This is a genomic window from Mycobacterium sp. E802 (assembly GCF_001666875.1).
Taxonomy (GTDB): Bacteria; Actinomycetota; Actinomycetes; order Mycobacteriales; family Mycobacteriaceae; genus Mycobacterium.
Window position 1 is genome coordinate 26,752 of the sequence record NZ_LZJD01000142.1, and the last position, 12,239, is coordinate 38,990.

Consider the following 12,239-nt stretch of genomic DNA (forward strand, 5'->3'; position numbering starts at 1 on the left):
CCATGAGCTACGACGCCACCCTTCGCTTCCGCCGGCTGTTCCGCGGTGTGCCCAAGTCCGTCGACAACGTCGGTGAGCAGGCACTGTTCTACGGCGAGACGATGCGGTACATCCCCAACGCCGTCACGCGGTATCGCAAGGAGACCATCCGGCTGGTCGCCGAGATGACCATGGGCGCCGGCGCGCTGGTGATGATCGGTGGCACGGTCGGCGTCGCGGCCTTCCTCACCCTGGCCTCCGGCGGCGTGATCGCGGTGCAGGGTTACTCATCCTTGGGCAATATCGGCATCGAGGCGCTGACCGGCTTCCTCTCGGCCTTCCTCAACGTGCGCATCGTGGCCCCGGTGATCGCCGGTATCGCGTTGGCCGCGACCATCGGCGCGGGCGCCACCGCCCAACTCGGTGCGATGCGGGTGGCCGAGGAGATCGACGCGGTCGAGGCGATGGCCGTACACGCGGTGTCGTACCTGGTCTCGACGCGACTCATGGCCGGTCTGATCGCGATCGTCCCGCTGTACTCGCTGTCGGTGCTGGCCGCCTTCTTCGCCGCCCGCTTCACCACGGTGTTCATCAACGGCCAGTCGGCCGGTCTGTACGACCACTACTTCAACACCTTCCTGATACCGAGTGACCTGCTGTGGTCGTTCCTTCAGGCCATCGTCATGGCGATCGCGGTGATGCTGGTGCACACGTATTACGGCTACAACGCCTCCGGCGGGCCCGTCGGCGTGGGCGTCGCGGTCGGTCAGGCCGTGCGCACCTCACTGATCGTCGTCGTCACCATCACCCTGTTCATCTCCCTGGCGGTCTACGGCGCGTCCGGCAACTTCAACCTTTCCGGGTAGGTGGCAGGAACCTTTATGTCAGACGCAACGACCAAACACCGCCGTCACGTCCGGATCGCCGCGGCGATCCTGGCGGCGATCGTGGCCGCCGCGGTGGTCTTCACCTACTTGTCGTACACCGCGGCCTTCACGCCGACCGACACCGTCAGCCTGACCGCGCCGCGGGCCGGCCTGGTGATGGAACGCGACGCCAAGGTCAAGTACCGGGGCATCCAGATCGGCAAGGTCACCGACATCGCCTACGCCGGCAACGAGGCGAAGCTGACGCTGTCGATCAAGCGCGGCGAGATGCGGTACATCCCGTCCAACGCCACCGTGCGGATCGCCGGCAACACCATTTTCGGTGCGAAGTCGGTCGAGTTCCTGCCGCCGGCGCAGCCGGATTCGAAGTCGCTGCGGCCGGGCAGCACCGTGGCGGCCAAGGACGTGCAGCTGGAGGTCAACACCCTCTTCCAGACGTTGTCCGATGTGCTCGACAAGATCGACCCGGTGAGTTTGAACGCCACCCTGACCGCCCTCGGTGAGGGTCTGCGCGGCCACGGGGACGATCTGGGCGCCAGCCTGGCGGGCCTGAACACCTATCTGCAGCAACTGAATCCGAAGTTGCCGACGCTGCAGGACGACTTCGCCAAGGCCGCCGTGGTGTCCAACATCTACGGCGACGCGGGCCCGGACCTGGCCCGGGTCATCGACAACGTGCCCGCGTTGAACAAGACCATCGTCGACGAGAAGACGAACCTCAACGCCACGCTGCTGGCCGCCACCGGACTGGCCAACAACGGCACCGCCACCCTGGAGCCGGCGGCCGATGACTACATCGCCGCGATCCAGCGCCTGCGGGCTCCCCTGAAGGTGGCCGGCGACTATTCGCCGGAGTTCGGTTGCCTCCTGCAGGGCGTCTCGGTCGCCGTCGACCGGTTCGCCCCGATCATCGGTGGTGTGCGGCCCGGCCTGTACGTGAACTCGAACTTCCTGCCCGGCTCCCCGGCCTACACCTATCCCGAGAGCCTGCCGATCGTGAACGCCTCCGGCGGACCGAACTGCCGCGGCCTGCCCAACATCCCGAGCAAGCAGTTCGGCGGCAGCTGGTACCGCTCGCCGTTCCTGGTGACCGACAACGCGTATGTCCCGTTCCAGCCCAACACCGAGGTGCAGTTCGACGCTCCGGCGACGTTGCAGTTCCTGTTCAACGGTGCGTTCGCAGAAAGGGACCGGTTCTGATGGCCTCCGACGCGCGTCCTGATCGGACCATGCTCAAGGTCGGCATCTTCACCGTCGCCATGGTGTTGGTCGGTGCGATGCTGGTGGTGGTCTTCGGCGAGTTCCGGTTCGCCTCGTCCAACAGCTACCACGCCACGTTCAGTGAGGCGTCCCGGCTGAAGGCCGGCCAGGACGTCCGTATCGCCGGTGTGCCGGTGGGCACCGTCAACGACGTGAAGCTCAACCCGGACAACACCGTTGACGTGGCATTCGACGTCAACAAGCGCTACCAGCTCTACACCTCCAGCAAGGCGCTGGTGCGGTACGAGAACCTGGTCGGGGATCGCTACCTGGAGATCACCTCGGGCCCAGGCGAACTGCGAAAGCTGGCGCCCGGGGCCACCATCCCGGTGCAGAACACCCAGCCGGCCCTGGATCTCGATGCCCTGCTGGGTGGATTGCGCCCGGTGCTCAAGGGCCTCGACGGGGCGAAGGTCAACGAGATCTCCAACGCGGTGATCGAGATGCTGCAGGGCCAGGGCGGCGCGTTGGCGAACATGCTCACCAGCACGAGCGCCTTCACCCAGAACCTGGCCGCGCGTGATCAGCTCATCGGCGACGTCATCACCAACCTCAACACCGTGCTCGGCACCGTCGACGAGAAGGGCGCCCAGTTCGACGCCAGCGTCGACGAGTTGCAGAAGCTGATCACCGGATTGTCCGAGGGCCGGGACCCGATCGCCGGCGCCATCGAGCCGCTGGCCTCGGCCGAGAACGACCTGACCGACATGCTGGAGAAGTCGCGCCGGCCGCTGCAGGGCGTGATCGAGAACGCCCGCCCGCTGGCGCAGCGTCTGGACGAGCGCAAGGGCGACGTCAACAAGGTGATCGAGCCGCTGGCGGAGAACTACCTGCGCCTCAACGCACTTGGCGCTTACGGCTCGTTCTTCAACATCTTCTACTGCTCGGTCCGGTTGAAGGTCAACGGCCCGGCCGGCAGCGACATCCTGATTCCGTTCGGCGGCCCGCCGGACCCGTCCAAGGGGAGGTGTGCGCCGACCAATGGCTAGTACGCGCGAGTCGAATCCCGTGCGCACCGGGATCCTCGGCATCTTCGTGGTGGCGTGCCTGGTACTGGTGTCGTTCGGCTACACCGGTCTGCCGTTCTTCCCGCAGGGCAAGCAATTCGAGGCTTACTTCAGCGATGCCGGCGGGATCTCCCCGGGCAATGACGTCAACGTCTCGGGTATCACGGTCGGCAAGGTGACCGACGTGGCCCTGGCCGGCGACACCGCCAAGGTCGGCTTCACCGTCGACCGCGACATCAAGGTCGGCGATCAGTCGTTGGTGGCGATCAAGACCGACACCGTGCTGGGGCAGAAGTCGCTCTCGGTGACTCCCAGGGGCTCGGGCACGTCGACGGTTATCCCGTTGGGCCGCACCACGACTCCCTACACCCTCAACACGGCTCTGCAAGACCTCGGGCACAACGTCTCCGAGCTGGACAAGCCGAAGTTCGAGCAGGCGTTGCAGACCCTGACCGACACGCTGCGCGATGCCACCCCGCAATTGCGCGGTGCGCTCGACGGCGTCGCGAACCTGTCCCGCAGCATCAACAAGCGTGACGAGGCCCTCGAGGGGTTGTTGACGCACGCCAAGCGGGTGTCGGATCTGCTGGCCGCCCGTGCCGGACAGGTCAACCAGCTGTTGACCGACGGCAATCAGCTGTTCGCTGCGCTCGACGAGCGCAGGCAGGCGCTGAGCAACCTGATCGCCGGGATCGACGATGTGTCCAAACAACTTTCGGGATTCGTCGCCGACAACCGCAAGGAATTCAAGCCGGCGTTGGAGAAGCTCAACCTGGTGATGGACAACCTGCTGGAGCGTCGCGAACACATCGGTGAGGCGCTCAAGCGGCTGCCGGGATACGCGACGGCGCTGGGTGAGGTCGTCGGCTCGGGCCCGGGCTTCCAGATCAACCTGTACGGTCTGCCGCCGGCGGCCATCTCCGAGGTCCTGCTCGACACCTACTTCCAGCCGGGCAAACTGCCCGACAGCCTGGCCGACATGCTGCGCGGTTACATCTCCGAACGGACGATCGTTAGGCCGAAATCGCCATGACACAAGACAATTCGGCGCCCGGCCGGAGTCGCTGGCTACGTATCGCGCTGGCTGTGGTGCTGATCGGCGTTCTCGCCGTCGGCGTCTACCAGGTCTGGCCGTCGCGCCAGGGGCACACGCTGACCGCCTACTTCACCAATGCGGTCGGCATCTACCCGGGCGACGAGGTGCGGATCGTCGGCGTGCCGGTGGGCACGATCGATTCGATCGAGCCCAGGCCCTCGGACGTCAAGATCGAGATGACGCTGGATCGCGGTATCAAGGTGCCCGCGGACGCCAAGGCCCTGATCATCTCGCCGAACCTGGTGTCCTCGCGGTTCATTCAGCTGACCCCGGCCTACACTGAGGGCGACGAGATGGCCGACGGTGCGACCATCGGACTCGACCGCACCGGGGTCCCGGTCGAATGGGACGAGGTCAAAGAGCAGCTGACCCAGCTGAGCAGTCAGCTCGGCCCGCAGCCGGGCTCGGTGCAGGGGCCGGTGGCGGCGTTCGTCGACCAGGCCGCAACCACGTTCGACGGCAACGGCGACTCGTTCCGCAACGCCCTGCGCGAACTGTCGCAAACCGCTGGGCGACTGGGGGATTCCCGCACCGACCTGTTCGGCACGGTGAAGAATCTGCAGATCCTGGTGGATGCACTTTCCAACAGCAATGAGCAGATCGTGCAGTTCACCAACCACGTGGCGTCGGTCTCGCAGGTGTTGGCCGACAGCTCCAGCGGGCTGGACCAGACACTGTCCACGCTGAACCAGGCGCTCGGTGATGTCCGCGGGTTCCTCAACGAGAGCAACGACGCGTTGATCGCCCAGGTGGGCAAACTGGCGGACTTCACCCAGATCCTCACCGATCACAGTGACGACATCGAGCAGATCCTGCACGTCACGCCCAACGGGTTGGCGAACTTCTACAACATCTACAACCCGGCCCAGGGCACCGTCGGTGGTTTGCTCTCACTGCCCAACTTCGCCAACCCGGTGCAGTTCTTGTGCGGCGGCAACTTCGACACCGGCGCGAACCCGGAGAACTACAAGCGTGCCGAGATCTGCCGGCAGCGGATGGGTCCGGTACTGCGACGGATCACGATGAACTACCCGCCGGTGCTGTTCCACCCGATCAACAGCATCACCGCTTACAAGGGGCAGATCATCTACGACACCCCCGAAACCGAGGCCAAGTCCGAAACGCCGGTGCCGTACCTGCAGTGGCAGAACGCCCCCGGTGTGACGCCGCCGCAGATTCCGGCGGACGCAACGCTGAGCTCGTTGGTGCTGCCGCCGGAGGCGCCGGCACCCGCAGCCGGAACCGGTGTCGGTCCGGCACCCGGACCCGCGGCTGAACCTGCGCCTGCGCCCGCCGCGGCCGCGCCTGCCGAGGCTGGGGCTGGTGGATGATGAGGGGTAAAGCATTGAGGGGCAAAGCTTCCCGGATCGGTGGCCGGACACTGGCGATCGGCAGTGGCGCGGTGCTGTTGGCCGGCTGCCAGTTCGGCGGACTCAACTCGCTCAACATGCCGGGCACGGCCGGGCATGGCGCGGGCTCCTACACCGTCACGGTGCAGCTGCCGGATGTGGCGACCCTGCCGCAGAACTCGCCGGTGATGGTCGACGACGTGACCGTCGGCAGCGTGTCGGGCGTGGACGCTGTGCAGCGTCCCGATGGCACCTTCTACGCCGCCGTGGAGCTGTCGCTCGACGGTGACGTGAAGCTGCCGGCGAATGCGGTTGCGCGCGTTGCCCAGACGTCGCTGCTGGGCTCGCAGCACGTGGAGTTGGCCGAGCCGGTCGACGAGCAGCCGGAAGGGCAGCTGCGGGAAGGCTCGAACATCAAGCTGGCCCAGACCGGCCGCTATCCCACCACCGAAGAGGTGCTGTCCTCGCTCGGCATGGTGGTCAACAAGGGCAATCTCGGTGCGCTGCATGACATCACCGATGAGGCCTATGCGGCGGTCGCCGGGCGGGCAGGCAGCTTCACCGATCTGATTCCCCGGCTGGCCGAGCTGACCGCGTCGCTGGACCAGCAGACCGACGACATCATCGCCGCCGCCGACGGGTTGAACCGGTTCGCCTCGATTCTGGCCCGCAGTAAAGACAACCTGGGCCGCACCCTCGATACGCTGCCCGGCGCGCTGAAGGTGCTCAACGACAACCGGTCCCACATCGTCGAGGCGTTCACCGCGTTGCGCAGCTTCGCCCAGGTCGGTGCGCGGATCCTGTCGCAGACCAAAGCCGACTTCGCGGCAGACCTGAAGGATCTCTATCCGGTGATCAAGGCGTTCAACGACAACGCCGACGATTTCATCAAGGACCTGGAGTTCCTGCCCACGTTCCCGTTCCACTACAAGTACCTGCGCCAGGCCGTGCGGGGTGACTACCTGAACGTCTATGTCACCTTCGACCTGACCCTGCGCCGGTTCGGTGAGTCGATCTTCACCACCGGGGGCTTCGACCCCAACATGCAGCACCTCAGCGAGGTGATCAATCCGCCGGACTTCCTGACCGGGGCGATGGCCAACCTGTCCGGCCAGGCCGCCGATCCGTTCAAGATCCCGGCGGGCACCGCGACACAACACGACGAGGGGACGCCGTAATGATCGACCGGCTCACCCGCCTGCAACTGATGATCTTCGGGGTCGTCACGATCCTCACCGTGGGTGCCATCTCGCTGTTCTATCTGCACCTGCCGGCGGCAGTGGGAATCGGCACCTATCACGTCAAGGCGAACTTCGCCTCCGGTGGCGGGATCTATCAGAACGCCAACGTCACCTACCGCGGGGTCACCGTGGGGCGGGTGGAATCGGTCGGGCTGGCGCCCGACGGCGTCATCGCCGACATGCAACTCAACAGCAACACCGCGATACCCGACAACGTCACCGCGACGGTCAAGAGTGTCTCGGCTGTCGGTGAGCAGTACATCGACCTGATCCCGCCGGAGGATCCGTCGTCGGGCAAGCTGCGCAACGGCGCCATGATCGACCAGCAGCACACCCGGGTGGGGCAGGACATCGCCGGGCTGCTGCACGAGGCCGACACGCTCGTCAGCAGCATCGGTAACAGCCGGCTGCAGGACCTGTTGCGCGAGACGTTCAAGGCGTTCAACGGATCCGGACCGGAGCTGGCCCGGTTGATCGAGTCGTCGCGGCTGTTGATCGACGAGGCCAACGCCAACTACGGCCAGACCACCCAGCTCATCGACCAGGCCGGGCCCTTCCTGGACGCCCAGATACGCAGCGGCGACAACATCCGTTCGCTCGCCGACGGGCTGGCCCGGTTGACCGGTGAGGTGAACAAGGCCGACCCGCAGCTGCGCACGACACTCAAGACCGTTCCGGGCGCCACCGAGGCGGCCAACACGGCGTTCAGCGGTATCCGGCCGACCTTCCCGGTGCTGGCCGCCAACCTGGCCAACTTCGGCCGGATCGGGGTGATCTACAGCAAGTCACTCGAGCAGGCGCTGGTGATCTTTCCGGCGCTGATGGCCGCGCTGAACACCGTCGCCGGTGGGTTGCCCGCCGACGAAGGCGCCAAGCTGGACTTCAAGATCGACCTCGGTGATCCGCCGCCGTGCTCGGTCGGCTTCCTCCCGGCGACCCAGATCCGGTCACCGGCCGACGAGACCCTGCGGGAGCTCCCGTCGGATCTGTACTGCAAGACCGCGCAGAACGATCCGGCCGTGGTGCGCGGTGCGCGTAACTATCCGTGCATGGAGTTCCCGGGTAAGCGAGCACCCACCATCCAGCTGTGCCGCGATCCCAACGGCTATGTGCCGGTCGGCAGCAACCCGTGGCGCGGGCCGCCGGTGCCGTACGGGACTCCCATCGAGGACGGGCGCAACATCTTGCCGCCCAACAAGTTCCCGAACATCCCGCCACAGGTCGATCCGGATCCGGGGCCGCCATCCGTGCAGCTGCCACCCGGTGTGCAGCCGGGTCCGGGTCCGGCACCGCACGCGCCGTTCCCGCTGCCGGTGCCGCCGAACAAGCCGGGAACGCCGCCACCGCCGTGGCCGTACTTCGCGCCGCCGGACCAGATCGTGCCGCCGTACGGCCGGACACCTCCGGGGGCTCCGGAAGCACCGGCTCCCGATGCGCCGTTGCCTGCGGAGGCACCACCTCTGGCCAGCCCTCCCGGGATCGGCACCTACGATCAGCACAGTGGGGTCTTCGCTGACGCCGACGGAGGCACCGGTGTGTACGCAGCCGGCGCCGAAGATCTGGCACCCGCGGAGACCTGGGTAGACCTGATGCTGGATCCAAGGCAGGCTTGATGTCCGAAGAAACGGCCTCGAACCAGAGGCCGGTACGTAGGCGCGCGTCCAGGGCGGCCGGTCCGACCGGCGCCCCGGCCGCCGAGGTGACCACGACGACGGTGGCGGTCGAACCGCCACCCGGCTCCGCTCGCAGCAGCCGTGCGGGAGCCACCACACCGGTCAAGGCGCCGCCGCGGCGGCGCGGGCACCGCGCGCTGGTGGCGCTGGTGGCTGCCTCGGTGCTGGGGCTGGCCACCGTCGCGCTCGGAGTCCTGGCCTACGTGATGCTCGACCAGCAACGCGCCGTCGACGACGTTCAGGCCCGCAACGAGCGCTTCGTCGACACCGGCAAACAGACCGTGGTCAACATGTTCAGCTACACCCAGGACACCATTGACGAAAGTGTAAACCGCTTCATCGACGGGACCAGCGGCCCGCTGCGCGACATGATGAGTCAGGGCAACAACGCCGACAACCTCAAGGCGTTGTTCCGTGACACCAATGCCAGCTCGGAAGCGGTGATCAACGGCGCGGCGCTGGAGCAGGTCGACGAGATCGCCAAGAACGCCTCGGTTCTGGTGGCGGTGCGGGTCACGGTCACCGACGTGGACGGTCTCAATTCACCGACCCGCCCGTACCGACTGCGGGTCATCGTGCACGAGGACGACAACGGGCACATGACCGGATACGACCTCAAGTACCCCGACGGTGGAAACTGACAGATGCGCTCGAAACTCGTTGCCCTGCTGATCGGCGTGCTGTCGGTGGCCTTCGTCGCGCTCGGCGGAATCGGCGGCTCGCTGTACTGGAACCGCGTGATGCAGCGGGGTCAGGAAGTCACCAGGACCACCCTGCCCGCGCTGGCCGCCGAGCAGATCCCGAAGGTTTTCGGCTACGACTACCAGACCGTCGAGCGCAGCCTGATGGAAACGTATCCACTGCTGGCCCCGGACTTTCGCCAGCAGTTCGAGCAGGACGCCACCGCCAAGGTGATCCCCGAGGCACGTAAGCGTCAACTGGTGGTCCAGATCAACGTCGTCGGGGTCGGCATGATGACTGCGGCCCGCGAATCCGGATCGGTGCTGGTGTACATGAACCGCACCGTCACGGACAAGTCCCGTCAGCCTCTCTACGACGGCAGCCGGCTACGGGTCGACTACCGCAAGGTCGACGGGAACTGGTTGATCAACGCGATCAACCCGATCTAGCGCTTGCCAGCGCGCAGGTTGAATTTGCGCTTGCCAGCGCTCAGGTTGAATCTGCGCTTGCCAGCGCTCACGCTGAATTTGCGCTTCCCAGCGCGTCGAGAAACGCGCGGGCCCACCGATCCACATCATGCGCCAGCACCTGCCGGCGTAGGGCACGCATCCGCCGCCTGCCCTCCTCCGGGCTCTGGTTCAGTGCCGCCTCGATCGCATCTTTGACACCCTCGAGGTGATGCGGGTTGGTCAGGTAGGCCTGGCGTAGTTCGGCCGCCGCGCCGGTGAACTCCGACAGCACCAGCGCACCGCCGAGGTCGCTGCGACAGGCCACGTACTCCTTGGCCACCAGGTTCATCCCATCGCGCAGCGGGGTGACGAGCATGACGTCGGCGGCGACGAAGAACGCGACGAGCTCCTCCCGCGGCACCGGCCGGTGCAGATAGTGCACCACCGGATGGCCCACCTCGCCGTACTCCCCGTTGATGTGACCGACCTGGCGTTCGATGTCCTCGCGCATCATCTTGTAGCTCTCGACGCGCTCGCGGCTCGGGGTGGCCAGCTGCACCAGGACGGTGTCGTCGCGTTTGACCCGCTGCTCTTCGAGGAGTTCGGAGAACGCGCGCAGCCGCACGTCGATGCCTTTGGTGTAGTCGAGCCGGTCGACACCCAACAAGATCTTGCGCGGGTTACCGAGCTCGGCGCGGATCTGCCGGGCCCGCTGCCGGATGGTCCGGTTGCGGGCCTTGGCGTCCAGGTCGGCGGAGTCGATCGAGATGGGGAAGGCACCGACCTTGACGGTGCGGAACCCGTAGGAGATCTCACCGAACCGGGACCGCACGCCGATCGAGGCGCGTGAGGTGTTGGCCCCGACCAGTCGGCGAGCCAGGACCAGGAAGTTCTGGGCGCCGCCGGGTAGGTGGAACCCGACCAGGTCCGCCCCGAGAAGGCCCTCGACGATCTCGGTACGCCACGGCATCTGCATGAACAGTTCGACCGGCGGGAAAGGAATGTGCAGGAAGAACCCGATGGTGAGATCCGGTCGGAGCATGCGCAGCATCTTGGGGACGAGCTGCAGCTGGTAGTCCTGAATCCAGACGGTGGCATTCGGCGCGGCGGCCCGAGCCGTGGCTTCGGCGAAACGCCGGTTCACGTCGACGTAGCTGTCCCACCATTCGCGGTGGTACTCGGGTTTGACGATGAGGTCGTGGTACAGCGGCCACAGCGTCGCGTTGGAAAAGCCCTCGTAATAGTCGGCGACGTCCTGCGCGGACAGCTGCACGGGGAAGAGCTGGACGTCCTCCTCGACGATGGGCTCTTCGCCGCTGTCGGGAATTCCGGCCCAGCCGATCCAGGCGCCGCGACGTTTCCGCAGCAGTGGTTCCAGGGCGGTGACCAGACCGCCCGGGCTGCGTTTGAAGGTTGTGCTGCCATCCGGCAACCGCTCCATGTCGATGGGCAGCCGATTGGCCACCACGACGAAGTCGGAGTTACCGGAGGCGGCCGGTTGGCCGCGCTCCGGACTCATCTACGCCTCGTTTTTCGAGGGGCCGATGCCGAGCATCGACAGGAACATCCGGCATTCGTCGGCGTCGGTGGCGTAGGTGGCCACCACACGCCGGGCCTGGCTGGCGGTGCTGTCGGCGAGCGGCTCGACGTCGTCGATGTCGGCGGCGGGATCAGTTTTCGCAGGCATGGCACAACTCTATGCGACCGGGACAAACCCGGCCGCATCCTGTTGTCAGCCGATGGAACCGTGCACGGTCGGGCTGCTGCCGATCGTCGACTCGGGGGTCGCCGCCGGGCCCTGCGATTGCGCCTCCTCGGCCAGGCCGATGCATTCACCGGTGTTGGCGCCGGTGCACGGGATGGCCCCACCGCCGCCGGGTGCGTGGACGGCGGGCAGGTTGGGGTTGCCCGGGATGCCGCCGAACCCGCTGGGCGAATTCGGCACGGTGTGCGGGACGCACTGCCCGCTGTAGAGGTCTTCTTCTTCGCCTGACGGGCACGCCAGCGCCGGGCCGGAGGAGTCAGGCACGGTCAGCACGGCGACGGCCGGGGCGGCGGCCACGGCGAGGCCGAATCCGCAGCCGAGGATGAGCCGTCGTATCGAGATGGGGAGGGTCGCCATCGTCACGCTTTCTCTAGGTATTCGATTGTTTCGTCGCCGAGGATTCTATGGAAGCTGGGAAGAATCTGCATCAGTTCTAGGAGGTGCCTGGCAAAGCGTCGACACGCGTCTAGGGGCTGGCGCTGATGGTCGAGCGCGGGATGGCCCGCGGCCCCTCGGCGGCGTCCTCCTCGGCCAGGCCGATGCACTCCCCGGCGTTGTGACCGGTGCAGGGGATGGCGCCTCCGCCGCCGGGCAGGTTCACCGCAGGCAGGTCGGGATTACCGGGGATGCCGCTGAACGGAGACGGTGAATTCGGCACCAGGAACGGGGTACAGACGGTGGTGAAAGAGTCCTCTTCCTCACCGGACGTACACGCCGCGTGTGCCGTCGGCGCGCCGGACGACAACGATAGGGCGAATCCGACGGCGGCCAGTGCCAGTGCGGCGGCAAGAGGTGATTTCACGCCCAGCAGTTTAGAGCTGCTGGACGTTTACTGTGCGGCGTCTGAAGTAG

Annotated in this window: 13 protein-coding genes; 9 read left to right on the plus strand and 4 right to left on the minus strand. The window is 66.5% G+C overall.

Translation table 11 applies throughout. The features are described from left to right. Positions 1-2: 2 nt before the first annotated feature. The 9 genes from A5699_RS20435 to A5699_RS20475 are packed head-to-tail and all read left to right on the plus strand — an operon-like array spanning position 3 to position 9,622. Complete coding sequence (locus A5699_RS20435; RefSeq protein ID WP_067773009.1) at positions 3-845, plus strand: ABC transporter permease; 843 nt, start codon at positions 3-5, stop codon at positions 843-845. A 15-nt stretch (positions 846-860) separates the two neighbouring features. Beyond that, on the plus strand, positions 861-2,066 hold the full coding sequence (locus tag A5699_RS20440; protein ID WP_067773012.1) for an MCE family protein: 1,206 nt from the start codon (positions 861-863) through the stop codon (positions 2,064-2,066). Continuing rightward, positions 2,066-3,115, plus strand: a complete 1,050-nt coding sequence (locus A5699_RS20445) for an MCE family protein (RefSeq protein ID WP_067773015.1) — start codon at positions 2,066-2,068, stop codon at positions 3,113-3,115. The genes A5699_RS20440 and A5699_RS20445 overlap by 1 nt, the downstream gene beginning before the upstream one ends. Then, entirely contained in the window at positions 3,108-4,166 is a 1,059-nt protein-coding gene (locus A5699_RS20450) for an MCE family protein (protein WP_067773019.1), read from the plus strand. Before A5699_RS20445 ends, A5699_RS20450 begins: the two co-directional genes overlap by 8 nt. Further along, the gene (locus tag A5699_RS20455; protein WP_067773023.1) at positions 4,163-5,560 is read left to right on the plus strand and encodes a virulence factor Mce family protein; all 1,398 of its coding nucleotides are present in this window, start codon (positions 4,163-4,165) and stop codon (positions 5,558-5,560) included. The genes A5699_RS20450 and A5699_RS20455 overlap by 4 nt, the downstream gene beginning before the upstream one ends. Then, positions 5,560-6,756, plus strand: coding sequence for an MCE family protein (locus A5699_RS20460; RefSeq protein WP_067773143.1), 1,197 nt, complete (start codon positions 5,560-5,562; stop codon positions 6,754-6,756). Before A5699_RS20455 ends, A5699_RS20460 begins: the two co-directional genes overlap by 1 nt. Beyond that, on the plus strand, positions 6,756-8,432 hold the full coding sequence (locus A5699_RS20465) for a virulence factor Mce family protein (protein ID WP_067773026.1): 1,677 nt from the start codon (positions 6,756-6,758) through the stop codon (positions 8,430-8,432). Before A5699_RS20460 ends, A5699_RS20465 begins: the two co-directional genes overlap by 1 nt. Further along, positions 8,432-9,133, plus strand: coding sequence for a mammalian cell entry protein (locus A5699_RS20470; RefSeq protein WP_067773028.1), 702 nt, complete (start codon positions 8,432-8,434; stop codon positions 9,131-9,133). Before A5699_RS20465 ends, A5699_RS20470 begins: the two co-directional genes overlap by 1 nt. A gap of 3 nt (positions 9,134-9,136) precedes the next feature. After that, complete coding sequence (locus A5699_RS20475) at positions 9,137-9,622, plus strand: mammalian cell entry protein (protein WP_067773031.1); 486 nt, start codon at positions 9,137-9,139, stop codon at positions 9,620-9,622. A gap of 67 nt (positions 9,623-9,689) precedes the next feature. On the opposite strand, the gene A5699_RS20480 is transcribed toward A5699_RS20475, so the two are convergent. The 4 genes from A5699_RS20480 to A5699_RS20490 form a co-directional block, all read right to left on the minus strand. Beyond that, positions 9,690-11,141 carry a trehalose-6-phosphate synthase gene (locus A5699_RS20480; protein ID WP_067773034.1) on the minus strand — a complete coding sequence of 484 codons (1,452 nt, stop codon included), beginning with the start codon at positions 11,139-11,141 and terminating at the stop codon, positions 9,690-9,692. Beyond that, positions 11,142-11,309 carry a hypothetical protein gene (locus A5699_RS29320; RefSeq protein WP_142254208.1) on the minus strand — a complete coding sequence of 56 codons (168 nt, stop codon included), beginning with the start codon at positions 11,307-11,309 and terminating at the stop codon, positions 11,142-11,144. Positions 11,310-11,354: 45 nt separating this feature from the next. Further along, positions 11,355-11,744 carry an intersectin-EH binding protein Ibp1 gene (locus A5699_RS20485; protein WP_067773037.1) on the minus strand — a complete coding sequence of 130 codons (390 nt, stop codon included), beginning with the start codon at positions 11,742-11,744 and terminating at the stop codon, positions 11,355-11,357. Positions 11,745-11,853: 109 nt separating this feature from the next. Continuing rightward, positions 11,854-12,189 carry a hypothetical protein gene (locus A5699_RS20490; RefSeq protein ID WP_067773040.1) on the minus strand — a complete coding sequence of 112 codons (336 nt, stop codon included), beginning with the start codon at positions 12,187-12,189 and terminating at the stop codon, positions 11,854-11,856. Positions 12,190-12,239 lie beyond the last annotated feature (50 nt).